This window comes from Pseudooctadecabacter sp. (assembly GCF_965657175.1).
Lineage (GTDB): Bacteria > Pseudomonadota > Alphaproteobacteria > Rhodobacterales > Rhodobacteraceae > Octadecabacter.
This window is the reverse complement of sequence record NZ_CBFHNH010000013.1, coordinates 1-22,121: the sequence shown is the minus strand read 5'-3', so window position 1 is coordinate 22,121 and position 22,121 is coordinate 1. Positions and strand designations below refer to the sequence as shown.

The 22,121-nt window shown below is 60.7% G+C and carries 24 protein-coding genes; 15 read left to right on the top strand and 9 right to left on the bottom strand.

Features of this window, described 5'->3' with window-relative positions:
* Genes ACTG36_RS11535 through ACTG36_RS11515 form a run of 5 tightly spaced genes read left to right on the top strand, consistent with a single transcriptional unit; the run spans position 1 to position 4,082 of the window.
* Positions 1-498 (top strand): DUF4760 domain-containing protein, encoded by a 498-nt coding sequence (locus ACTG36_RS11535; protein ID WP_375280257.1) that lies wholly within the window; start codon positions 1-3, stop codon positions 496-498.
* On the top strand, positions 495-1,271 hold the full coding sequence (locus ACTG36_RS11530; protein WP_375280256.1) for an ABC transporter ATP-binding protein: 777 nt from the start codon (positions 495-497) through the stop codon (positions 1,269-1,271). The genes ACTG36_RS11535 and ACTG36_RS11530 overlap by 4 nt, the downstream gene beginning before the upstream one ends.
* Positions 1,272-2,198 (top strand): ABC transporter permease, encoded by a 927-nt coding sequence (locus ACTG36_RS11525; protein WP_375280255.1) that lies wholly within the window; start codon positions 1,272-1,274, stop codon positions 2,196-2,198.
* On the top strand, positions 2,198-3,037 hold the full coding sequence (locus tag ACTG36_RS11520; RefSeq protein WP_375280286.1) for an ABC transporter permease: 840 nt from the start codon (positions 2,198-2,200) through the stop codon (positions 3,035-3,037). The genes ACTG36_RS11525 and ACTG36_RS11520 overlap by 1 nt, the downstream gene beginning before the upstream one ends.
* A 52-nt stretch (positions 3,038-3,089) precedes the next feature.
* The gene (locus ACTG36_RS11515) at positions 3,090-4,082 is read left to right on the top strand and encodes an ABC transporter substrate-binding protein (protein WP_375280254.1); all 993 of its coding nucleotides are present in this window, start codon (positions 3,090-3,092) and stop codon (positions 4,080-4,082) included.
* 526 nt (positions 4,083-4,608) lie between these two features.
* Here the strand turns inward: ACTG36_RS11515 and ACTG36_RS11510 are convergent.
* The 7 genes from ACTG36_RS11510 to ACTG36_RS11480 all read right to left on the bottom strand — a co-directional run bounded on the left by ACTG36_RS11510 (position 4,609) and on the right by ACTG36_RS11480 (position 11,155).
* Positions 4,609-5,880: an ABC transporter permease subunit gene (locus tag ACTG36_RS11510; protein ID WP_375280285.1), complete on the bottom strand. Its 1,272-nt coding sequence runs from the start codon at positions 5,878-5,880 to the stop codon at positions 4,609-4,611.
* A 272-nt stretch (positions 5,881-6,152) separates the two neighbouring features.
* Complete coding sequence (locus ACTG36_RS11505) at positions 6,153-6,959, bottom strand: ABC transporter ATP-binding protein (protein ID WP_375280253.1); 807 nt, start codon at positions 6,957-6,959, stop codon at positions 6,153-6,155.
* 88 nt (positions 6,960-7,047) lie between these two features.
* Positions 7,048-8,049 (bottom strand): taurine ABC transporter substrate-binding protein, encoded by a 1,002-nt coding sequence (locus tag ACTG36_RS11500; protein WP_375280252.1) that lies wholly within the window; start codon positions 8,047-8,049, stop codon positions 7,048-7,050.
* 278 nt (positions 8,050-8,327) lie between these two features.
* A complete protein-coding gene (locus tag ACTG36_RS11495) occupies positions 8,328-9,341 on the bottom strand; it encodes a biotin-dependent carboxyltransferase family protein (RefSeq protein ID WP_375280251.1) in 1,014 nt (337 codons plus the stop codon).
* Positions 9,334-10,011, bottom strand: coding sequence for a 5-oxoprolinase subunit B family protein (locus tag ACTG36_RS11490; RefSeq protein ID WP_375280250.1), 678 nt, complete (start codon positions 10,009-10,011; stop codon positions 9,334-9,336). Before ACTG36_RS11490 ends, ACTG36_RS11495 begins: the two co-directional genes overlap by 8 nt.
* A gap of 3 nt (positions 10,012-10,014) precedes the next feature.
* Positions 10,015-10,812, bottom strand: a complete 798-nt coding sequence (locus tag ACTG36_RS11485; RefSeq protein ID WP_375280249.1) for a LamB/YcsF family protein — start codon at positions 10,810-10,812, stop codon at positions 10,015-10,017.
* Complete coding sequence (locus ACTG36_RS11480; RefSeq protein WP_375280248.1) at positions 10,766-11,155, bottom strand: methylglyoxal synthase; 390 nt, start codon at positions 11,153-11,155, stop codon at positions 10,766-10,768. Before ACTG36_RS11480 ends, ACTG36_RS11485 begins: the two co-directional genes overlap by 47 nt.
* Before the next feature lie 187 nt (positions 11,156-11,342).
* On the opposite strand from ACTG36_RS11480, the gene ACTG36_RS11475 reads away from it, so the two are divergent.
* The 4 genes from ACTG36_RS11475 (at position 11,343) to ACTG36_RS11460 (ending at position 13,077) form a co-directional block, all read left to right on the top strand.
* Positions 11,343-11,720: a hypothetical protein gene (locus tag ACTG36_RS11475; protein WP_375280247.1), complete on the top strand. Its 378-nt coding sequence runs from the start codon at positions 11,343-11,345 to the stop codon at positions 11,718-11,720.
* 72 nt (positions 11,721-11,792) lie between these two features.
* Positions 11,793-11,918, top strand: a complete 126-nt coding sequence (locus ACTG36_RS11470) for a hypothetical protein (RefSeq protein WP_375280246.1) — start codon at positions 11,793-11,795, stop codon at positions 11,916-11,918.
* An 81-nt stretch (positions 11,919-11,999) separates the two neighbouring features.
* Positions 12,000-12,389 carry a hypothetical protein gene (locus ACTG36_RS11465; RefSeq protein WP_375280245.1) on the top strand — a complete coding sequence of 130 codons (390 nt, stop codon included), beginning with the start codon at positions 12,000-12,002 and terminating at the stop codon, positions 12,387-12,389.
* Between the two features lies 1 nt (position 12,390).
* Entirely contained in the window at positions 12,391-13,077 is a 687-nt protein-coding gene (locus tag ACTG36_RS11460) for a surface lipoprotein assembly modifier (RefSeq protein WP_375280244.1), read from the top strand.
* Positions 13,078-13,104: 27 nt separating this feature from the next.
* Here the strand turns inward: ACTG36_RS11460 and ACTG36_RS11455 are convergent, their stop codons facing one another.
* Complete coding sequence (locus ACTG36_RS11455) at positions 13,105-14,088, bottom strand: hypothetical protein (RefSeq protein ID WP_375280243.1); 984 nt, start codon at positions 14,086-14,088, stop codon at positions 13,105-13,107.
* Between the two features lie 302 nt (positions 14,089-14,390).
* Here ACTG36_RS11455 and ACTG36_RS11450 point away from each other — a divergent pair, with 302 nt between their 5' ends.
* The 6 genes from ACTG36_RS11450 (at position 14,391) to ACTG36_RS11425 (ending at position 21,272) form a co-directional block, all read left to right on the top strand.
* On the top strand, positions 14,391-14,984 hold the full coding sequence (locus ACTG36_RS11450; RefSeq protein ID WP_375280242.1) for a response regulator transcription factor: 594 nt from the start codon (positions 14,391-14,393) through the stop codon (positions 14,982-14,984).
* Between the two features lie 51 nt (positions 14,985-15,035).
* A complete protein-coding gene (locus tag ACTG36_RS11445; RefSeq protein ID WP_375280241.1) occupies positions 15,036-16,757 on the top strand; it encodes a sensor histidine kinase in 1,722 nt (573 codons plus the stop codon).
* Complete coding sequence (locus tag ACTG36_RS11440; RefSeq protein WP_375280240.1) at positions 16,754-18,046, top strand: sigma-54-dependent transcriptional regulator; 1,293 nt, start codon at positions 16,754-16,756, stop codon at positions 18,044-18,046. Before ACTG36_RS11445 ends, ACTG36_RS11440 begins: the two co-directional genes overlap by 4 nt.
* Before the next feature lie 132 nt (positions 18,047-18,178).
* Positions 18,179-19,189, top strand: coding sequence for a TRAP transporter substrate-binding protein DctP (gene dctP / locus ACTG36_RS11435; protein WP_439142401.1), 1,011 nt, complete (start codon positions 18,179-18,181; stop codon positions 19,187-19,189).
* Between the two features lie 62 nt (positions 19,190-19,251).
* On the top strand, positions 19,252-19,872 hold the full coding sequence (locus ACTG36_RS11430) for a TRAP transporter small permease subunit (RefSeq protein ID WP_375280238.1): 621 nt from the start codon (positions 19,252-19,254) through the stop codon (positions 19,870-19,872).
* On the top strand, positions 19,872-21,272 hold the full coding sequence (locus tag ACTG36_RS11425; RefSeq protein ID WP_375280237.1) for a TRAP transporter large permease: 1,401 nt from the start codon (positions 19,872-19,874) through the stop codon (positions 21,270-21,272). The genes ACTG36_RS11430 and ACTG36_RS11425 overlap by 1 nt, the downstream gene beginning before the upstream one ends.
* A 79-nt stretch (positions 21,273-21,351) precedes the next feature.
* Here ACTG36_RS11425 and ACTG36_RS11420 read toward each other — a convergent pair.
* Positions 21,352-22,121 (bottom strand): autotransporter domain-containing protein (locus ACTG36_RS11420; protein WP_439142398.1); only part of this gene is annotated, 770 nt, incomplete at its 5' end.

Genomic DNA, 22,121 nt, shown 5'->3' with positions numbered 1-22,121 from the left:
ATGCCTGCTTGGCTCCAACTGCTTGAAATCGTCGCAGACGCGGCTGCCATCCTTGCGGCACTCGCGGTGATTGCGACGGCCCGTTTTGTCTGGCGGCAAACGGCCATTCAGGCCAAATCCGACAGCAAGGACGAACGCCGGTTTCTGAGGGAAAGCATCTTTGTCGTTCACGATACCCTGCAGGGGGAGCAGTTCCGCAATGCGCGGCTGAACTTCTTTGGCGCAGACCGGCATCAGGAGGATTTCAACGCGATGACCAGCGATGATCGGGGGCGCGCGCGCTATATCCTGAGCGTCTACGGGCTGCTGTCCCGACTTATCGACCATGATGCCGTGGATGAGGACGTCGCCCGTGGATATTGGAAAACGGCCCTTTATCGGGACTGGGACAGACTGGAGAATTTCGTGAGCGGCGACCGGCTGCGCACGGGCAACGGAAAACTTTATGCTGCGACCGAACAGATGGTGTCGCGGTGGAAGAAGGCAGACGCGGTATGAGCGTGATTTCAGCGAGCTCTTTGGACCTGACGTTTGAGACGAATGATGGACCGGTGCACGCCCTCCACGACGTGAACCTGGACATCGAGAAGGGCGATTTTGTCAGCTTTATCGGGCCGTCGGGCTGTGGCAAGACCACGTTTTTGCGCTGCATTGCGGGGCTTGAGACGCCCACCGGTGGCGACATTTCCGTCAACGGGATGACCCCGGATGAGGCGCGCCGTGCGCGCGCCTATGGCTATGTGTTTCAGGCAGCGGGGCTGTACCCATGGCGCACGATTGGCGGCAACATTCGTCTGCCGTTGGAGATTATGGGCTTTTCCAAACCTGAACAGGCCGAACGGGTGGCCCGTGTGTTGGACCTTGTCGACCTTGCAGGGTTTGAGAAGAAGTTTCCTTGGCAGCTGTCCGGCGGGATGCAGCAACGGGCCTCCATTGCGCGGGCCTTGGCCTTTGATGCGGATATTTTGTTGATGGATGAACCCTTCGGCGCACTGGATGAAATCGTGCGCGACCATTTGAACGAACAGCTCCTCCAGCTTTGGGCGCGCACCGAAAAGACCATCGGCTTTGTCACCCATTCCATCCCCGAGGCGGTGTATTTGTCCACGAAGATCGTCGTCATGTCGCCCCGTCCGGGCCGGATCACCGATGTGATCGACAGCCCCCTGCCCCGCGAGCGGCCCTTGGATATCCGCGACACGCCGGAGTTCATCGAAATCGCCCACCGCGTCCGCGACGGGTTGCGTGCGGGTCATCAGGATGATGTGTGAATGAAAGCGCTGTGGCCCCCTTTGTCGATTGTTCTGGTGATCGTGTGTCTTTGGATCGCGGCGGTGGTGCCAATGAACATCCACCTGACGGCGGATCAGGCCGCACGGCAGGATATCGTCGTGACGCCGGACACCCCGGCTGAGCGCAAAGAGGTGTCGGGCATTTCCCTCGCCCTGCAAAACCCTGATATCTGGGGGATGACCTATACGTTGGACCGGCCCAACCTGCCGTCGCCTCACCAGGTGGGGGCGGAGCTGTACAAGACCATCTTCACCGTCGCGCCCACATCGCGGCGGTCTTTGTTGCATCATGCGTGGGTGACGTTGTCGGCAACCTTGCTGGGGTTCGTGATTGGCACAACCGTGGGCATCTTGTTGGCTGTTGGCATCGTCTACAACCGGACGATGGACAAGTCGGTTATGCCTTGGGCGATCACGTCACAGACCATTCCCATTCTGGCGCTGGCGCCGATGGTGATTGTGATGCTGGGGTCGATTGGCATTCAGGGGCTTTTGCCAAAATCCATCATCTCGGCCTATTTATCCTTCTTCCCCGTGGTCGTGGGCATGGTGAAAGGGCTGCGCAGTCCGGACGCGATGCAGTTGGACCTGCTGCGAACCTACAACGCAAGCCCCAATCAGGGGTTTTGGAAACTGCGTCTGCCGGCGTCGATGCCCTATCTGTTCGCATCGCTCAAGATCGGGATTTCTGCGTCTTTGGTGGGGGCCATTGTGGGTGAATTGCCCACCGGTGCACGGGCCGGATTTGGTGCGCGGATGTTGGTGGGGGATCAATACGGGCAGCCGATTGTGACTTGGGCTGCGCTCTTTGGGGCGGCGATTACGGCGGCGCTTTTGGTGGCGATATTGAGCCTGATTGAACGGCGCACGCTGCGGCGTATGGGCATGGTGGGGGCTGCGGCATGATGGCGTTCGCGATTGCCGGTTTGATCTGGGCTGCGGGGTGGTTCATCAACAGCCGTCTGGCCAATAGTCCGGCGTCAGACAGCCGCGCGGTCAGCCTGCTGATCCCGGCAATTTTTGGCATCACGCTGATCGCCATGTGGCAGGTCTTGGTGACCATGCTGGGCGTCAGCCCGATCATCCTGCCCGCCCCTTCGGCCATTGCGGCGACCTTTGCGTCATCCATCCCGACGTTGTTTGCGGATTTCAACCAGACGATCATCAAGGGCGCCTTGACCGGTTACATCGCCGGAATGATCGCGGCCTTCGCGGTGGCGTTGCTGGCGGACAGGTCCGATTTTCTGACAAAAGGTATTTTGCCGGTCGGGGCCTTTATGGCGGCCCTGCCCATCGTCGGCACGGCACCGATTTTCGTCAAATGGCTGGGCAGCGACTGGGAAAGCAAGGCGGCCGTTGTGGGCGTCATGGTGTTCTTTCCCATTCTGGTCAACACGGTCGCGGGCCTGAAAGATACATCCGCTATGCAGCGCGATTTGATGCGGACCTACGGGGCGGGCTACTGGCCTAGCCTGTTCAAACTGCGGCTGCCAGCGGCGATGCCGTTCATCTTCAACGGACTCAAGATTGCGACGACACTTGCCTTAATCGGCGCCATCGTCGCTGAATTTTTCGGCTCCCCCACGGTGGGCATGGGTTTTCGGATTTCAACATCCGTGGGCCAGCTTGCCATGGATATGGTCTGGGCTGAAATTGTGGTCGCGGCCCTTGCGGGTTCGGCCTTTTATGGGGCGATGGCCCTGATCGAAAAGCGGGTGACATTCTGGCACCCGTCACAACGGTGAGACCGCGGGGACACATCCGTGCGGCCGTCCAACATGACACTGGAGGTCAACAATGAAGACACTGACAACAACCGCCCTGATCGCGGGTCTAATGGGCACCAGCGCGCTGGCCGATGGCCACGCCAACGACGTCACCTTGCAATTGCAGTGGGTCACGCAGGCGCAGTTTGCGGGCTACTATGTTGCGCTGGAAAAAGGGTTCTATGACGAGGAAGGTCTGAACGTCACGATCCTGCCCGGTGGGCCGGATATCGCCCCCCCTCAGGTGCTGGCAGGCGGTGGGGCGGACATTATGCTCAACTGGATGCCGTCCGCGTTGGCGGCCCGTGAAAAGGGCCTGCCGGTGGTGAACATCGCGCAGCCGTTCGTGTCGTCCGGCCTGATGCTGACCTGCTGGAAAGACACCGGCATCGAAAGCGTTGAGGATTTTCGCGGCAAGACCATCGGCGTGTGGTTCTTTGGCAATGAATACCCGTTCCTCAGCTGGATGAGCCAGGAAGGCATCCCCACAGAGGGCGGTGAAGACGGTGTGACAGTCCTTAAGCAAGGGTTCAACGTGGACCCGCTTTTGAACCGTGAGGCCGACTGCATTTCAACCATGACCTATAATGAATACGGTCAGGTTCTCGATGCGGGTGTCGACCCCGATGAATTGGTAACGTTCAAATACGAAGAACAGGGCGTGGCCACGTTGGAGGACGGCATCTACGCGCTGGAAGAGAACCTTGAGGATCCGGTGTTCGTGGACAAAATGGTCCGCTTCGTGCGCGCCTCGATGGAAGGGTGGCGCTATGCGGAGGCCAACGTGGATGAAGCCGCGGCCATCATCATCGAATACGATGAAACCGGCGCCCAGTCCGAGGCCGCACAGGCCCGCATGATGGGTGAGATCGCCAAGCTGACCCAAGGCAGCACCGGTGCGCTGGATGTGGATGCCTATCAGCGGACGGTGGACACCCTGCTGGCCGGTGGGTCCGATCCGGTTATCACGGCTGAACCTGAGGGCGCGTGGACGTCGGCGATCACGGATGCTGCATTGAACTAGGCCTGCGCCAGTTTCACGAAGGGCCCGCTTGCAGCGATGCAGGCGGGCTTTTTTGCGGGTGAAGTCCACGGGCGGACCGCAAAAGGAATGCCCGTGCTTTGCGCGGGCAGCGCCCGGACCTCCCCCACGGGGAGGGCGCGGTTGTCTGCGGAGACTTTGGGACAACAAGAAAAGGCCGGGCCGGGTGCTCCGGCCTTTGGTTCTCTGTCGCTTTACTCGCGTGCCGCGGGGCTCCGCCCGCAAAGGCTACAAAGGGTCCGCTGGACCCTTTGCCGAGCAAAGCTCGGACTAGCGCCAGATGTCCGATGGCGAACATGCAGCAGACCTATCAAGGGCCATGTCCCCCGGGGCTCCGCCCGCAAAGGCTACAAAGGGTCCACTGGACCCTTTGCCGAGCAAAGCTCGGACTAGCGCCAGATGTCCGATGGCGAACATGCAGCAGACCTATCAAGGGCCATGTCCCCCGGGGCTCCGCCCGCAAAGGCTACAAAGGGTTCACTGGACCCTTTGCCGAGCAAAGCTCGGACTAGCCTTTGCCCTTCCATGGGACCAGTCTGCGTTCGGCCATGCGCATCAGCATGTCGATGCCAAAGCCCACGATGCCGATGATGATCACGCCCAACAGGATGATGTCCGTCGATTGGAATTTGGACGCTGTGGTGATCATCTTACCGATGCCTTCTTCGGCGGCCACCAGTTCAGCGGCCACAACCGTGCCCCAGCAGACACCCATGGCGACCCGAGCACCGGTGAAGATTTCCGGCAAGGAGTTCGGGATGATCACATGACGCAGGATTTGCCATTTCGACGCGCCCAGCGAATAGGCGGCGTGCACTTTGGTGATCCGCACGCCGGACACCCCAGATCGCGCAGCGATGGCCATGATCCAAAGGGCCGCAAGGAACAGCAGGAAGATTTTGCCTACCTCGCCGATGCCGAACCAGATAATCACCAGCGGGATCAGGGCTAAGGGCGGCACAGGGCGCATGAATTCTACGATGGGGTCAAACCAGCCACGGAACCAGTTGGACAGGCCCATGGCGTAGCCCAGCGGAATGCCCACCAAAGCGCCCAGCAAGAAGCCCACGACAACGCGGAACAACGAAAATCCAAGATGAACCGTCAGATAGACGTTCTGGTAGCCATACTTGGCAATGTTGATGAAGGACGACCAGACAACCTCTGGCGCAGGCAGATAGAGAGGCTGCATCTGCCAGCCCTGATCCGGCACCACGTTGATGGTGCCACGGTCGGTGATCGCGACACGGCCAAAGTCCAGATCGAAAGACGGCGCGGTGTCGATCAGGTTGCCGTCCGCATCGCGGTTTTCGGCGTCGAACTGGAATTCCTGACCGTTGATCGCCACGACACGGGCGCCGGCATCGCGGTCGACCTCATCGTTGCGGTCCCAACGCACAATGCCGGACCGGTAGACGGAAATGTCGGTCGCATCGTTCTTCGCGGTGCCCTCGCCTTCGGGAATCTGCTGTTCGGCGGGGTCTTCGCCCACGGGCAGGACCCGTACGAAGACTTCGGCGTCATCGCGGTTTCCGGCAGCATCTTCGACGGTATAGGTAAAGGACGCCTCACCGGTGAAGGGGCCAGGCAAGTGCAAGAAACGCGGGATCAGGGACGATCCGGTGAAGGACCCCCAGATCACGAAGATTAACACGATTGAGATGATCGAGGCTGACAACATCGACCGCACGGCGCTTTCGTCCCCGAAAGTCACGGTTTTCAGCGATGTGTAATCCCGCGTCGGCGTCAAAAAGGTTTTCAGCGCGCGCCAGGCGAACATGAACGCAAGGATGATCCCCACATAAAGCGCAATGGACGGGATGGCGCCAAGTGCGGCGATAAAGACGTTCTGGGTCTCGGTCCAAAGTTCGGAGCCGAGGACACCCATCTGGCCGGAGAAGACTTCCCATCCGGTGGCGACCTCGCAGCCCTCCGGCGGGGTGAAGTTTTCACCGACGGTCTGGCCTTCGGCCACAGGGGAGGCGCGCAATTCAGTGCGGGTTTCACCCAGACGTTCGAAGGTACACATGAGGTTGACGGTATCAGCCATGATTATGCCCCTTCCTCGGTTCTGCCCATGATTTCCTCTTCCATGTCCCAGATCATCGTCAGGATCTCTTCACGGGTGGGGGCGTATTGGGGGTGCTCTTTGACCTCACGCAGGTCGGCGTTCACGCCCATTTCCGCAAACGGCAGGCGGTATTCTTTGTGGATGCGACCGGGGCGCGGGGCCATGACCAGCACACGTTCGCCCAGCAGCAACGCCTCATCAATCGAGTGGGTGATGAGGATGATCGTCTTGCCCGTCTCTTTCCACAACTTGAGCACAAGCGATTGCATCTTTTCGCGGGTCAGCGCATCCAGCGCGCCCAGCGGTTCGTCCATCAAGATCACATCGGGGTCGTTGGCCAGACAACGGGCCAAAGCCACACGTTGCTGCATCCCGCCCGACAGCTCGTAAACCATCTTTTCCTTAAAATCCTGCAGACCCACGATGTCCAACAGGCGGTCCACATTGGGTTTGTAATCGGCTTTCTTCTTGCCGGCCATACGGGGACCAAAACTCACATTGTCGCGGACGGACATCCATTCAAACAGCGCGCCTTGCTGGAATACCATGCCGCGTTCTGCGTCGGGGCCTTCGACCACGTGATCGTTCACACGGGTTTCGCCTTCGGTTGGGGCCAAAAAGCCTGCCACGATGTTCAAAAGCGTGGTTTTACCACAGCCCGAGGGGCCAAGGACGCTCATGATTTCGCCGGGCTTGATGTCGAGGGTGACATCCTGAAGCGCCTGAACGTGGCCGCCATTGGGCAGGTCAAAACGCATTGAAATATTGTCGATGGCCAATCCGGACATTGGGGCCCCGCTAAGGTTTGGTGATTTCGTGGATAGGGTGTGCCTGGGGTGAAAGAGGCCGCCGATGCGGCCTCTTTCCAATCGTCATTTACATGTCAGCGGCGGATGCCAATGGACCTGTGTTGATGTTGCCTTCGTAGCTGTCCAGAGCGCCTTCGATGGAGCCGGATTCAACGAACACATCTGCCACGCCGGACAGGAAGGATGGGGCCGCAGCGCCCAGCCATGCATCGCCCAACTGCTCTTCCACGGATGGGAAGACGAAAGTGGCGAGGGTCTGTTCGGTGGCTTCAAGGTCCATCCCAGCGTCCTGTGCGATCACGGGCAGCATTTCGTCCTTCATGGACCCTTCGTTCCACATGGCGTTTGCTTCGGCGGTCACAGCAAGGAACTTGGCGACAGTTTCTTCGTTCTCAGCAACCCAATCAGTCGGGCCGGAGGTCACGTCGAAGACGAGGATGCCAAGTTCGGTTTTCTCGTCGCCGGTCAACAGTGTGTTGCCGTGCTCAAGCGCGCGACGCAGGGACCCGCCCCAGCCGCACATCATGTCGATGGAACCCTGTGCGATGGCAGCAGCGGAATCCGGTGGGGCCATGTCAACGATTTCCAGCGACGCGAGGTCCACACCGAAGTGGTCCATCTGGCGCAGGAAGCCGTAGTGCGCGGCGGTGCCCAGCGGAACAGCAACCTTGGAGCCTGCCAGATCGGCAGCGCTGTCCGCGTCGATTTCCAGATCAGAACGCACAACGCAGTTGTCGTTGTCCGCGTAGGACACAGCAACGTCGAGCATCTGAAGGTCCTGACCAGCAGAGGTCGCAACCACGAACGGAGGCACACCCTGAGAGACGGACAGCTGAACATCGCCAGAGGCCATCGCGGCGGACATCGCCGTACCGGTGTCGAAGGACACCCAGTTGATTTCCATGCCGAGGGCTTCTTCGTAGGTGCCGTTCACTTTCGCGAACTGGAATGGCATTGGCCACTCAAGGAAGTAACCGACGGTGATCGCGTGACCATCGGCCATGGCTGTCGTGCCGCTGAGTGCGGCAACAGCGCCGAGCACAATGGCGGAAGTTGTTTTCTTAATCATGAAGTGTTTCCCTGTTATTTGTCGTGTTGCTTGGCAACTTTTATGGACCGCATGACGCAGCCCCGCTTTACGCGTTGCCAGCCTAGGTAGGGAATCTACGCGACGTCAAATCATTTATCTTTTCTGGACTTATCGCGATCACGAAATTGGCCTTATAGATGGGCCAAATGCCTTTTTTCATGAGTGATTCTGCGTGTGTCTTGGGCAGCAGTTTCTACTTTGCAGGCAAAACGAGAACCTTGGCCGCATTTGGTCGGTCTACATCCTTGGCTGGGTCTTCACGGCGTGTCGTCCAAGGGGTCGTTTGGCCCTACATGGATCAGGTTTTCGCGCATCAAACGGTCCGCCAACGTGCCACGGGGTCGCCCAAGGTCGGCCAGATAGGCCGCCATCTGTCGGGCGTGGTCGCGGGTAAGGGTCAGCGCCTGTGACGGGGTCACCGGGGAGAACTGCACTGCCTCCCCCGCGCGCATTTGCGCCAAACGGTCGGTGTCGCCGGACACTACGGTGGCAATCTTAGGATAGCCGCCCGTGGATTGGTGATCTGCCATCAACACCGTGGGCACCCCGTCACCGGCCACTTGAACCGACCCGCGCAAAATGGGTTCGGACGGGATCGAAAGCGCACCGGCCAGCGGCAGGGGCGGCCCGTCAAGACGCAGCCCCATGCGATCCGATGCGGGGCTAAGGCGGAAAGGTTGGGTCAGGAAACGGTCGACCGTGTCCTGTGCAAAGAACTGGTCTTGTGGGCCAAGCACCACTCGGACAGGGCCAGTTGAAACGGGCGGCGGCGGTAAGGGGCCGATGCGGGCGGGCCGGACTTCAGGGGATTGGATATGCAGGGTGCTATGAGTGGCGACCGCCGCACTGCCCAGACCGGATTTGGAATGCCGTGCGGTACTGCCCATCCAGCGCGGGGCCGCGATCGTGCCGGCCACAGCGATATAGGCCCAAGCACCATCGGCACCGCCCCTGAGCGTCAGGATTTGACCAGGCTCCAGCGTGAGGACCTGTGGGGCGTGCAGGCGCGCGCCCCCAAGGTCAAAGACAAAGCCCCCGCCTATCACAGCCAACGTCAAAGGCGTGTCACTGGTCAGAGAGATGCCGCCCAGCGACACCTCAATCGCCGTGCTGCCCTGCGGATTGCCAAGGGCGGCGTTGGCCGCCGCAAAGGCCCCGCGATCCATGGGGCCAGAGGGCGACACGCCGTAACGCAACCCGCCACGTCGACCGGCATCTTGCAGGCTTACCAAGGGGCCCGCCTGTAGAATGCGAAGCGTCGCGTCAGACATGGCTGGCCTTGGCGAAGGCATCAGCGCCGATGCGGCGGAACTGGACGCGATCCCCCACGGCAAAAATCGTGGGGCTGTTTGGATCGTCCGTTAAAATGGGCGTGGGGGAGCGCCCGATGATTGACCAGCCCGTGGGCATGGTCAGTGTCGTGACCAGACACTGGCGGTCCGCGATCATGACAGCGCCCGCAGGCACATCCGCCACAGCTTTCGGTTTGCGCGGGACCTGAATGGCCTGATCGACGCCACCCAGATATCCGTAACCCGGCGCGAAACCGAACATCAGGACGTCGTATTGCCCCGCCAGATGCGCTGCGATCACAGCATCTATGCTGAGGCCGGTAGCTTTGGCTACGGCGGGCAAATCGGGGGCAAAGGGTGCGTCATAGCAGACGTCGATGGTGCAGGTCGCCCCGTTGGACTGGGTGGGTTTGAGGGTCGGCAAAAGATCCTCCACCGCGGTTTGCACGGCGATGTGGTCGGTGACCAGCGGGTCAAACACCACCATCAGGTTCACTAGGGCCGGCACGGTTTCAAGGACGCCTTGGGGCAGGTCTGCGTTCAGCGCCCGATCAAGGGCGCGAATTTGGGCGTGTGCGGCGTCCGAAAACGTCTGCGCAAAGGTCACAAGAACGCCGAAATCGGCGACCGGTTTGAACGTGGGCTGCATGGGCTAGCTGCCAGCAAAGGCGCGCAGGGTGACCCCCGCCGCCGTCAGGCGCGCGCGGATATCGGTGGCCATGGCCACCGCTGTGGGGCCATCCCCATGCACGCAGATCGACTGCGCCGCGAGGGGGATCGGATCACCGTCGGTGGTGGGCATCAGGCCAGTGTCGAGGAACGCCAGCAGCCGTGCGCTGGCCTCGGCAGCGTCGTGGATCATGGCGCCCGGCTGGTCGCGGGGCACCAGTTGGCCTGACGCAAGGTAGCCGCGATCCGCGAAGATCTCGGAAAACACCGGCTGCCCCGCATCCCGCGCGGCCTTTTCGGATTGCGTGCCGGATATCGCGAGGATCGCCATCGCGGGATCAATCGCTTGGACGGCCTGCGCAATCGCATCGGCCACGGGGCGGTCGCGGGCGGCCAGATTGCCCAGCGCCCCGTGCGGTTTGACATAGGCCACCGTGACGCCCACCTGTGCAGCGATCCCCTGCAACGCGCCGATCTGCGCGGCCACGAGGGCGGCAATTTCAGCAGACGACATCGGGATCAACCGCCGCCCGAACCCGATCGGGTCATTGAACCCAGGGTGCGCGCCAACGGTCACACCCGCATCGCGCGCAGCCTCAAGCGTGCGCCACATCGTTGTGGGGTCACTGGCGTGTCCACCGCAGGCCACATTGGCCGAGGTCACGATGCGTAACATCGCGGCATCGTCCCCCATGGACCACGCGCCAAAGCCCTCCCCCAGATCTGCGTTCAGATCAATCTGCATCCGCCCCGCCCGCACATAGCGCAAACAGAACCGCATCGGCGGTGGTTTCGTTCACGGCCAGCGGCGTGTCGTACAAAATCGCCAACCGCAGCAGTGATTTCACATCCACATCGTGGGGAACTGCTGTCATCGGGTCGATGAAAAACACCAACCCATCAAGGGTGCATTCCGCGATCATGGCACCCAACTGCGCGTCGCCCCCATAGGGCCCGCTGAGAAGTTTGGACACCGACAGCCCCGTGTCATCCGCCAACCGCCCGCCCGTGGTGCCCGTGGCATAAAGATCAAAGCCCTCAAGGTCGGACCGCTTGGCCTTCGCCCATGTCACGAGGGCGTCTTTCTTGGCGTCATGGGCCACAAGGGCAAGGCGTTTGGGCATGGGCAGGCTCCGGTTCTTTTGCGGTGCTATTGGGCCAGTTTTCGCGCGTGGGGACAAGCACGAAACCCGATGCGGGGCGCGCCCAGACCTAAGAGTTCCTCTAGGTTCTCACCCCCGACAGAATGGGCAACACCTGAAGGCGCCCCCGACCTTGTGGGGTTTCACATATTTTGGGGCATTCCGAACCATGAAAACACCTTCTACTTTTGCCCTTTTGGGCGTGGCCGCTGTGTCTTTGGCCGCGTGCGGGTCATCCGGCACGTCAGACCTTGCGCAATTTGATGATGAACTGGCTTTGTTTGATGCCATCGCAAACGGAGACCTGGCCGAGGTGGATACATCCACACGCACCAGCACCGCCACCATGACTGGCGCTGTGGGCATTGATGTCAGCAACGAAGAACAAGAGGTCGAAGTGGTCGGAAACCTGACGATCACAGCGGATTTCGACGCTGACACCGCGACCGGTACAGCCAGCGATTTCGGGGCCTATGACGGGGATGGCAACCTGTTGGACGGCGGCAACCTTGCCGGGTCGATGGATGTCACCAACGGCGCCATTTGAGGCACCGATTTCACCGCCGATCTGGATGGCACGCTGGTCAGCGAAGGCGATGATTTCACCTTTGATCTGACCATGGACGGTGGGTTCTACGACAACGATGGCGATCTGGCTGTCGCAGGTGAGGTGACGGGCAGCATGTTGGACGTCAGTGACGGCGGCACAGATGATGTCGACGGCGGCTTCGTGGCCACCGAATAATGGCACGGTCCCGCGCCGCCCTCATCCCGTGCTGCGCGGGCCGGTGTGCGCTGCGGATTTTAGTGTTCATATGCGTGGCGCTTGCCCTTTTGGGCCCCATCCGGCGCCCACGCGGAGGACCGCACCGCATCGCGCATTCACACCTTGGAACGATTGGCCCAGACGGGCGAAATCCGCCGCGCCGAAGCTGTCTTGACCCGCTTGATCCGCACGGCACCCAACGCGCAGGCCGCAGCCGCCTACAACAGAGCTTTGGCGCGGATCATGCGCACCGCCCAGGTGCGACTGCGCGAAGGGGTCAGCCTGCGGCCCAGCACAAACATCACCCGCGCGACCAGTGCGGCGCAGTTCACGACCCTCATCGGACATTTTGACATAACGGACGCCGGCCAGCCGCGCAGCGGTTTTGGCCTGAACGTCGATATTCCGGGCGACCTACCGGTTGCCGATCACCGAAGGACGCACGGTTGAGATGACGGGCCTTTTGGCGCGCGAATGGTTTGCCGAACGGGACCTTCGCCATATGTCGGCCACGGCGCGGGTGGATGTTGTGGACCGCCGCCAGGGCCAGACGTTCCGCTTTGGGGCTTATGTGACCCACACCCATCATGACGGGCGTGACGGGCCGCCGTCCTCCCTTCCCGATGCGACGCGATATGGGCTGCGCGGGGCGTGGCCGTGGGATGACGGCGACATGCGGCGCGGCCTGCGTGGCAAATTGGAATATCGCGACTACGTTCACCAAGACGCACGAGATGCGGGCTTTGCCAGCGTTGATCTTGATTGGTCGCGCCCTTTGTCGGACCGCACGCGGCTGTCGTGGGGTGGTGGGGTTGAACACATGCGGCCTGCGCTTTCCTACCAGCGCTATTGGGGTGCGAATGCCCATATGGGGGTGACACGACAGGTCACGGACACCACGCGGTTGGGGGCCACGGCACGGCTGGCCTTGCGCCGCTATGATCACGATTTTGCCTCCGTCGATTATGCCCGCACGGATGAGATTTTCAAACTGGGGCTGTCTGCGTCAAACAGCCAGATCCGCGTGGCCGGTGCAGTGCCGAAGTTGACGTGCAGTCACACCGAACACCGGTCCAACATCGCGCTTTACCAAACCCGTTACACGGATTGCGGCGTGACGTTTTCGTTTGATTCTTGAGGAATGGTGAGGGAGCCAAGGATTGCCTCAAGATTTTCGACCAAGGATCAAATGGCCCGCGTTTGGCACCCGTGTGAAGGGCACGCCGGGCAAGGCTGCGACCATGTCTTGTCCGTCTGCCACCGGACAAAGCGGGTCATCGTCCCCATGGATAAACCGCATGGGCAGGTCCAGTTTGAAGATGTCTTGCACCCAGTTGGATTGCAGGTGCGCGACCTCATCAATTGAGGCGCGCACGGCGGTGTTGGCAATCAGGCGCAGCCAGTCGGCCAGACGCAGCTGGGCGAAGGCCTCATCCACAGTGGCCAGATCGGACGGGGCCTGACGCAGCATCATCAGCACCAGCAGATTTAACGCCTTCAATGTTCTGACCATGTCGGGGGGGAAAATGATCGGGGCCAGCATCGAATGGAAAAACAGGATCGGATGACCCCGCCGTGCGCCGAATTCCCAAATGGGCACATCATCGGCACCGCCGTTGGACACGGAATGGATAACGATACCTCGGACGTAGACCTCTTGTGCGAGGACGGTTTCAGGGTTGCGTTGTTCGGGGCGGATGATCGCATCCAGAACGTACGCGGAGATGTGGAGCGTCACCGACCGCACAAGCGCCGTTTGCGCATGAACGCCGAATTTTTCCATCACCCGCCGCAGCTGTTTGCGTTTGGTGTCGTAGCTGGCCCCCGCAATACCAGCCGCCCCGCGCAGATCGCGACCGCACAGCAAAAGCGACACAAGCTGGTATTCGCTGGGCGTCAGGGACGCGCCGCTGTGCTGTTCAAACCATGCGCGGTCAATCAGGACGGCAAGGCTGTGCACGCTGGCCGGGGCTGAGGGCCACCGGTCCATATTGTCGTAAAGGTAGAACAGCTGACCGTCGGCATAGATCAGGTCAGGACCTGTTTCACGACTGGTGAAATCCGGTAGACGTTCGGGAAAAGGACCTGCCCCCGTGGGGTCCAGCGTGTCCACAAGACGGGCGCCTGTGGCATCGTAAATTGACGCCAAACAGGGGCAATCCCCGACGGTGCGATAAAAGAACGGTCGGCCTCATGCACGGCGTCGGGCAGCACAAGCGCGTCATCGGACGCACCGGGCCAAAGCGGCAGCCCGGTTTGCACCGTTTCCGTGAAACGGGACCTAGCTTTTCGAAACACGTTCATGGGGACAGGCTACGCCAAACGGTCCGGAAAATCACCTGTCTTGACGTACAGGTCAGGACAATTTTGCCCCCCCACCATCTGGGGGGGCGAGGGAGAGGCCCCCCATTTGCGAGGATTGGACACAGCCGAGAGGTTTCAGGTTTTCCAATGCTCCAGATTTTTACACCAGACCGTGATCTTATGACACTCGTGACCCATCAGACCGCCATTTTGCACGTGAGCGAGGGCGGCAAAATCGTCTCAATCAGTGAAGATGCCGTGCATCTTTTGACCACCTGTTCGGACGTTTTGCATATCGATCCGGAGGGCCTGCTGAAGGTTCCCACGCTGTCGTCTTCCGAGGCCTGCTTAACGCAAGCCTGCCGCAAAAGGGATGCTGCGGTTAGCCTGTTGGAGGTCTATTCGGACGATCTGGACAAGACGTTGACCCTGCATATTTTGCCACGTCCCGGAATGGGGGCCACGATTGTGATCTTCGCCTCTGGCTTGGATGATGTGCCCGCGCCGCAGATTTTGACGCCGCGGGAATGGGACGTTCTGTTTCTGGCGGCCAAGGGGCTTCGGCGTGACCGGATGGCTTTTGCGCTGGGCCTGTCGGTGGCCACCATTGATTTGCATTGCGCCAATCTGCGCAAAAAGATGGGCGCGCGCACCACCGCTGAGGCCGTCGCCAAAGCGCTGGCACAACGGGACCAGTTTGGGCCGGATGCGCGCCGCAAAACGGGCAAGTCTGGTCACTAGGGCGCGCAGCCCGGACTTGCATTTCAGCAAAAGGCGCGTCACTTCGGGGACATGCGTGCGGTTCAACTGACCTTTTTGGCGATTGTTCTGGCCCTTGCAGCAGGGCTGCATTGGGCGTCGTTTTCCTACTTCAAAGGACAAGAAATCGATCGGGCCGCCGCGCGGCTAACGCTGTATCGCAGCACTTTGGAAAGTGAACTGCGCCACTTCGCCCACCTGCCGTTTTTGCTGTCGCTTGACCCCATGGTGGCACAGGCCCTTGCGGGGGGTGCCACGGCGGCATTGGACCGCAGGCTGGCACGATTTGCACAAAGCGCGGGTCTTGATGCGATGTATCTTATGGATGACACCGGCCTGACCATCGCTGCATCAAACGCGGCCACCCAGACCAGTTTCAAAGGGCAGAACTACGGGTTCCGCCCCTATTTTCAGGCCGCGCTGACCGGTGCTTTGGGTGAATTCTACGGAATCGGCGCCACCACCGGCATACCGGGTTATTTCTATGCCATGGCCGTGCGGCCTGCGGGGACGGACACGCAAGGGGTTATCGCGATCAAGATTGATCTGTCCGAGGTTCAGGACAACTGGCAGGCCTCGGGGGAGAGGATCATCCTCGCCAACTCAGACGGGGTCGTTTTGTTGGCGTCGGACCCCGCGTGGCGCTACCGCACGCTTGCGCCACTGACGCAAGCCCAGCGCGCGCGGATCGATGCGCAACGTCAGTTCGGGGCGGAAGCGCTGACGCCATTGGGTGGGACATTGGATGTGGCCGCACAGACCGCCACAATCGACAATGAACGGTTGCTGTATTTGCTAACCGGCGATTTGCCAAACGGCTGGTCGCTGCATTTCTTTGTGCCGGATGATGCCGCACGGGCGCGGGCGTGGCTGGCGACGGGGGCCTTCCTGACGGTGCTGTTGATCACCTTCAGCGCGTTTCAGGTGGCCCGCGTGCGCCGCATTCGCACGGCTTTGCGGATATCGGAACAGGAGGAGAGCGCGCTGCGGCAGGCGAATGCCCGCCTCGCGATTGAGATCGACGACCGCCGCGCCGCCGAGGTGAGCCTGCAAAAGACACAACAAGAATTGGAACGCGCAGGCCGTCTGGCGGCCTTGGGCCAGCTCGCGTCATCAGTGACCCACGAGTTGGGCCAGCCCATCGCCGCCATGCGCAACCAATTGGCTGCGTCCGAGATGACTGTTGGCCCCACGCCGCTGCATGACAAGATGCAGGGGCTTGTGGCGCGGATGGAAAACATCACGCGGCAGTTGAAGTTCTTTTCGCGCAAGGGGCGCGACAGTTTTGACGATTTCGATCTGCGCTCCGCTATGGAAGCTGCGTTGGAATTGGTGGAGGCCGCGATCACCGCGCGCGATGCCACCGTCGCCTATACGCCGCCTGATGCCCCTGTCATGGTCTACGCCAACAAGTTGCGGATCGAACAGGTGATGACCAACCTCATTCGCAATGCGCTGGATGCTGTGGACGGCGCGTCTGAACGGCACGTCGGCATCACCATGGGCGGCGATCAGGAGGCCGTGTGGTTTGAGGTCGCTGACACTGGTCACGGGCTGCGCGGGCAGACCCTTGATGATTTGCGCGAACCCTTTGCCACCACCCGCGAAAGCGGTCAGGGCATGGGACTTGGCCTGACGATTTCGGCGGGGATTGTCACCGATCACGGCGGCACAATCACTGCGCAAGATCGCGCATCGGGGGGGGCTGTGTTCCACGTCACCCTGCCCCGCACAGATGTGAGGACAGCCAAATGACCGCCCCCCGCGTTTTGATTATCGATGACGACCGGATGATGCGAAATTCGCTGGTCGATCTGATTGAGGCCGCAGGCTGGACAGCGAAACCCTTGGCCCGCGCCACTGAGGCCACCCGCTGGATCACGCAGTTCCAGCCCGATGTGATTTTATCGGACGTGCGGATGCCCGATCTGTCGGGGATCGAGCTTTTGAAATCGCTTGAGGCAGCCCCACCCGTCGTTTTGATATCCGCCCATGGGGATATCCCCACGGCGGTCGAGGCGATGAACAACGGCGCCTATAGTTTCGTTGAAAAGCCCTTTGACCCCAAACGCCTGCTTTTGATCGTGACCCATGCGGCGGACCAACACCGCATGCGGCAAAGCAATGACCGGCTGAAGGGACGGCTGCGGCAGATGTCGGGGCTGGACAGCCGCGTGTTGGGCGACACACCGGACGTGCACCGGCTGCGCGACACGATTGTGTTGATGGCCGATGTGGATGCGTCCGTGTTGATCACCGGCGAAACCGGTGCGGGCAAGGATCTGGCGGCGCGCGCACTGCATGACTTGTCGCCCCGTGGCGACATGCCATTTGTGGCTGTGAACGCCGCACAGATCAGCGCCGACCAGCTGCCGCATATCGCGCGGTCGGCGGATGGGGGCACGTTGTTTCTGGATGAAATCTGCGCCTGTCCGGTCGATCTGCAACCCATGTTGTTGCGCCTGATTGATGCGGGCGAAGTGATGACCACGGGCCAAGGCAAGCCAGAAACCGTGTCGTTGCGCATCCTGTCGGCCACCAATGAGGACACGGGTGCTGCTGTGTCCGACGGACGTCTGCGGGCAGATTTGCTTTACCGGCTAAGCGGCTTCACCCTGCACGTCCCACCCCTGCGGGCGCGGCTTGATGATGTTCCCATTCTGGCGCTGCGGTTTTTGCAGGACAGTGCGGCGGGCTATGACTTAGCGGTGCCCGACCTGACGGAGGCTGATCTGGCCGTTCTAATGGCCCATGACTGGCCCGGCAATGTGCGCGAATTACGCAACGTGGCGGACCGGCGTGTGCTGATGGCCCGCCAGGGCGGCGGCACGATGCAAGATGCCTTGACCGGTGACGCAACAGAGGCCCCGATCCGCCCTGGATTGCGCGAAGCTGTCGCCGCCTTTGAACGGCAGATGATCGCGAGGGCCATTCAGGCCCATGCGGGCCGGATGGATGACGCGGCAGAGGCGTTGGGGATCGGGCGGCGCACGCTGAACGAAAAGATCGTCAAACTGGGCCTCGATAAAGACGCGCTTTTGTAGGGCCTTGACCCTAACGACGCCCCCTGCGGAAATCCGCAGGGCAGCCCCTAAAACGCCTCGCGTTTTTCTTCATGACGAAACGTAGCCGTTTGCGGCTAGAGTACCCCCACATAGATTCTGGGAGGACTCACTATGAAGAAGTATCTAAACCGTGCCGCCATTGCGGCCCTTGCAACCGCCTGCGCCACGACAGCTGTCGCGGAAGAATGGAACGTCTCGCTCTGGGGTTCCCCACGTGCGTTCACAGCCCATGTGGAAAAGCTGGCTGAATTGGTCAGCGAAAAGACAGGCGGCGAATTCACGCTGAACATCAGCTATGGCGGCCTGTCCAACAACCGCGAAAACCTTGACGGGATTTCCATCGGTGCGTTTGAAATGGCGCAGTTCTGTGCGGGCTATCACCGCGACAAGAACCCGTCGATCACCGTGCTGGAACTGCCGTTCCTCGGCGTGACATCGTTGGAACAAGAGGTGGCCTTGTCCATGGCTGTTTACCAGCACCCTGCGACTGTGGCCGATCTGGGCCGCTGGAACGCAACCTTGCTGATGCCATCGCCCCTGCCGCAGTACAATCTGGCAGGATCCGGCGACGCTCCGGCCACCTTGGCAGATTTCGAAGGTATGAGCGTCCGCGCCACAGGTGGTATCGGCGCCGCGATGCAAACTGTCGGCGCTGTGCCAACATCCATGTCCGCCACCGAAGTCCGTCAGGCCATGGACAGCGGCGTTGTCCAGGCCGTCAGCTTTGCCCCACACGCGCATATGTCCTTCGGCACGATCAAGAACGCCACTTGGTGGACAGAAAACCTGAACCCCGGCACGGTGAACTGCCCCGTTGTGGTGAACACCGACGCGCTGGACGGCCTGTCTGATGCGCACCGCGACGCCCTGCTGGGGTCCGTGGACGAAGCCCTCGACCATTACATCGCCAACTACAACGGCGCGACAATGGACGCTTGGGGCCCTGCCTTGGAAGAGCGCGGCATCGAACGCATCAGCTTCTCGGATGACGAACTGGCAGCCTTTGAAGAGGCGGCTGCGGCCCCTGCCGCACAAGCGTGGATTGAGCAGAACACGGCCGCTGGCCTGCCTGCCCAAGAACTTTACGATATGGTCACCGGCATGATTGCCGACGGCTCCTAAAGCGAACCGCCCTGCGCCGGATGACCGGCGCGGGGCATTTCATATGCAGGGGGGACCGCACAATGGCGACTGCATCGTTGGTGCTGACGGATGACAGCACACTCAGTAAATTAGACCGTATTCTATTGCGACTTGAACGGGGGTTCGCGCTGATCAGCGGGCTGGCTGTTTTTTCGTTGATGTTGCTGGCCGTCGTGTCCGTGACGGGCCGCAATGCCTTTAACCAGCCCTTGCCCGGCTATGTCGACTGGATCGAACAGGCCATGCCGTTGATCGCGTTCATGGGCATTTCCTATGTGATGCGGGAAGGCGGCCATATCCGCATGGATATTGTCGTCGGCAAACTGCGGGGGCGAACACTTTATATCGTAGAACTGATCACAACCTTGGCGGTATTGCTGCTGATGGTGATGTTGGTCTGGGGCACATGGGCGCATTTCCAGCGGTCGTTTGATTGGGCTGCCCCCATGTGGAGCCGCGACAGTTCCATGGATATTGCCCTGCCGATCTGGCCGTCCAAACTGCTGGCGCCCTTGGCGTTCAGCGTCTTGGTCCTGCGCCTTTTGTTGCAGGTCTGGGCCTACGGACGCGCGATTGTCACCGGCCACGCCATTGCCGTTCCCTTGATTGCCGATGCCGCCACACAGGCGCGCATGGAAGCCGAACAACTGGATGATAACTGATGGAACCGATTGATATTGGACTGTGGGTCACGGGTGGCATGTTGGTGCTTGTGGTGCTGGGCATGCGCGTGGCCTTTGCCGCCGGTTTGGCGGGCCTCATCGGGTTGGTCTGGATATTCTGGGCCAAGAAGGATTACGGCTTTGATGATCTGGGCTGGGCCATTGGCGTCGCTGCAAAAACGGCGGGGCAAGTGCCCCATTCGAAAGTGTCGTCACAGGCGCTGTCGCTGATCCCGACCTTCATCCTGATTGGCTATCTGGCCTATTACGCGGGCCTGACAAAAGCCCTGTTTGAGGCTGCCAAACGTTGGATCGCTTGGGTGCCGGGCGGCTTGGCGGTGTCCACCGTCTTTGCCACGGCGGGCTTTGCCGCCGTATCAGGCGCATCGGTGGCCACATCGGCTGTCTTTGCACGCATTGCCATCCCCGAGATGCTGGCGATTGGCTATAACAAGCAGTTCGCGGCGGGCGTTGTGGCCGCAGGCGGCACCTTGGCGTCGTTGATCCCGCCCTCTGCGATCTTGGTGATCTATGCGATCATCGTGGAACAGGACGTGGGCAAACTGCTGCTGGCGGGGTTCATCCCCGGCGCGTTTTCAGCGATCATCTACGCCGGTCTGATCATCGGCATGGCGGCGGTGTTCAAAAACATCGGACCACCGGTGCGCGGGTTCACGTGGAAAGAACGGCTCGTGTCCTTACCGCCTGCCCTGCCGATTGTCTTCGTTGTCCTGACGATCATCGGCTTTGTCTACAACCCCTTCGGCGGCGACGCATGGGGCACGCCGACCGAAGGCGGGGCGATTGGTGCTTTCGTGGTGTTCCTGATGGCGCTTTACCAAGGGATGCGCTGGACGCAGCTGAAAGACGCGTTGATTGAGACCGCGAAGTTGAGCGTGATGATCTTCACGATCATCTGGGGCGTGCTGATCTATGTGCGGTTCCTTGGCTTTGCTGATCTGCCCTCCGCATTCTCAGACTGGATTACATCGCTGACGATGGAGCCGATGTTGATCCTGATCTTTATCCTGTTGGCCTATGCCGTCTTGGGGATGTTCATGGACGCCATCGGGATGCTGCTGTTGACCCTGCCTGTGGTTTATCCGGCTGTCATGGCGCTGAATGGTGGGGCGGATGTGGCCGCAGCCGACAGCACCTTCGGGATGTCTGGTCCCATGTCCGCCATCTGGTTCGGTATTCTGGTGGTCAAAATGGCGGAGTTCTGTTTGATCACCCCGCCCATCGGATTGAACTGTTTTGTGGTGGCAGGTGTGCGCGATGACCTGTCCGTACAGGACGTGTTCAAAGGTGTGACACCGTTCTTCATTGCGGACGGGATCACCATTGCCCTGCTGGTGGCCTTCCCCGCCATTGTGTTGTGGCTGCCAAGTCTGGCCTAGGCCACTTCAAAACCTTGAACAGCAAAAGGCCGCCGCAGTGTTCTGCGGCGGCCTTTTTGGTTGCTCTATGGGGCCTACCCTAGAACTCAAGTTCATACAGCGCGTTGATCGAGATGTCTTCGTCCCCTTCAACGTTCTTGTAATTGAACCCGATCGAGAAGCGGTCATCCTCGGAGGTGTAGTTGACCCCCAACCCGTAGCCGCAGGCCTCTGTCGTGCCCGAGGACCCGCTTTCGCTGCGGCAGACCAGACTTGGCGCGAATACTGCACTGCCTTCGGCCATTGAAATGTGGATTTCAGGCGTGATGGTCAAATCAGCGACCGACACCCGACCGAAGTCCGCACTTTCGATGGACGTCAGGCCAAAGGCTGTGGCATCGAACGCGGCCACGCCGATGTCGGACGACCCGTAGTCCAGTGAGACCGTTGGCCGGACCTCAAAACCGTCCATAGCAACCGTCCCCGCCAGCTTGATACCCGCATAAACGTTGGTGGAATCGTAGGTCCCATCCAGTTCCAACGTGCCGTTGGTCATCGAAATGTCGGACTGGGTGTAGCCCAGCGCGCCGTAGCCGCTCAGGAACAGGTTTTCGCCTAGCTGTTTCAGGCCGAAGCCACCGACAGTTGCGTTGACCGACGATACATCGCCTGTGAACGTGCCATTCAATTCGGAGCTGCCGAAGCCCAAGCCCACGAAGTAGCCCGCGCTCAGCGTGTCATCCACGTCGTATTCGACCGCGTAACGCCCCGACAGTTGCCCTGTGACAGACCCGTTCTCATCACGGGCCATGTTGAACTGACCCAAGGTGTAGCGCCGCGCATCGCCTTCGGCGTTCAGCCCGAAGAAGG

Excerpts from the sequence above, each read along its gene's own strand:
- ACTG36_RS11535 (WP_375280257.1), top strand. The coding sequence starts at position 1 with ATGCCTGCTTGGCTCCAACTGCTTGAAATCGTCGCAGACGCGGCTGCC.
- ACTG36_RS11530 (WP_375280256.1), top strand. The coding sequence starts at position 495 with ATGAGCGTGATTTCAGCGAGCTCTTTGGACCTGACGTTTGAGACGAAT.
- ACTG36_RS11525 (WP_375280255.1), top strand. The coding sequence starts at position 1,272 with ATGAAAGCGCTGTGGCCCCCTTTGTCGATTGTTCTGGTGATCGTGTGT.
- ACTG36_RS11520 (WP_375280286.1), top strand. The coding sequence starts at position 2,198 with ATGGCGTTCGCGATTGCCGGTTTGATCTGGGCTGCGGGGTGGTTCATC.
- ACTG36_RS11515 (WP_375280254.1), top strand. The coding sequence starts at position 3,090 with ATGAAGACACTGACAACAACCGCCCTGATCGCGGGTCTAATGGGCACC.
- ACTG36_RS11510 (WP_375280285.1), bottom strand. The coding sequence starts at position 5,880 with ATGTTCGCCTGGCGCGCGCTGAAAACCTTTTTGACGCCGACGCGGGAT.
- ACTG36_RS11505 (WP_375280253.1), bottom strand. The coding sequence starts at position 6,959 with ATGTCCGGATTGGCCATCGACAATATTTCAATGCGTTTTGACCTGCCC.
- ACTG36_RS11500 (WP_375280252.1), bottom strand. The coding sequence starts at position 8,049 with ATGATTAAGAAAACAACTTCCGCCATTGTGCTCGGCGCTGTTGCCGCA.
- ACTG36_RS11495 (WP_375280251.1), bottom strand. The coding sequence starts at position 9,341 with ATGTCTGACGCGACGCTTCGCATTCTACAGGCGGGCCCCTTGGTAAGC.
- ACTG36_RS11490 (WP_375280250.1), bottom strand. The coding sequence starts at position 10,011 with ATGCAGCCCACGTTCAAACCGGTCGCCGATTTCGGCGTTCTTGTGACC.
- ACTG36_RS11485 (WP_375280249.1), bottom strand. The coding sequence starts at position 10,812 with ATGCGGTTCTGTTTGCGCTATGTGCGGGCGGGGCGGATGCAGATTGAT.
- ACTG36_RS11480 (WP_375280248.1), bottom strand. The coding sequence starts at position 11,155 with ATGCCCAAACGCCTTGCCCTTGTGGCCCATGACGCCAAGAAAGACGCC.
- ACTG36_RS11475 (WP_375280247.1), top strand. The coding sequence starts at position 11,343 with ATGAAAACACCTTCTACTTTTGCCCTTTTGGGCGTGGCCGCTGTGTCT.
- ACTG36_RS11470 (WP_375280246.1), top strand. The coding sequence starts at position 11,793 with ATGGACGGTGGGTTCTACGACAACGATGGCGATCTGGCTGTCGCAGGT.
- ACTG36_RS11460 (WP_375280244.1), top strand. The coding sequence starts at position 12,391 with ATGACGGGCCTTTTGGCGCGCGAATGGTTTGCCGAACGGGACCTTCGC.
- ACTG36_RS11450 (WP_375280242.1), top strand. The coding sequence starts at position 14,391 with ATGCTCCAGATTTTTACACCAGACCGTGATCTTATGACACTCGTGACC.
- ACTG36_RS11445 (WP_375280241.1), top strand. The coding sequence starts at position 15,036 with ATGCGTGCGGTTCAACTGACCTTTTTGGCGATTGTTCTGGCCCTTGCA.
- ACTG36_RS11440 (WP_375280240.1), top strand. The coding sequence starts at position 16,754 with ATGACCGCCCCCCGCGTTTTGATTATCGATGACGACCGGATGATGCGA.
- dctP (WP_439142401.1), top strand. The coding sequence starts at position 18,179 with ATGAAGAAGTATCTAAACCGTGCCGCCATTGCGGCCCTTGCAACCGCC.
- ACTG36_RS11430 (WP_375280238.1), top strand. The coding sequence starts at position 19,252 with ATGGCGACTGCATCGTTGGTGCTGACGGATGACAGCACACTCAGTAAA.
- ACTG36_RS11425 (WP_375280237.1), top strand. The coding sequence starts at position 19,872 with ATGGAACCGATTGATATTGGACTGTGGGTCACGGGTGGCATGTTGGTG.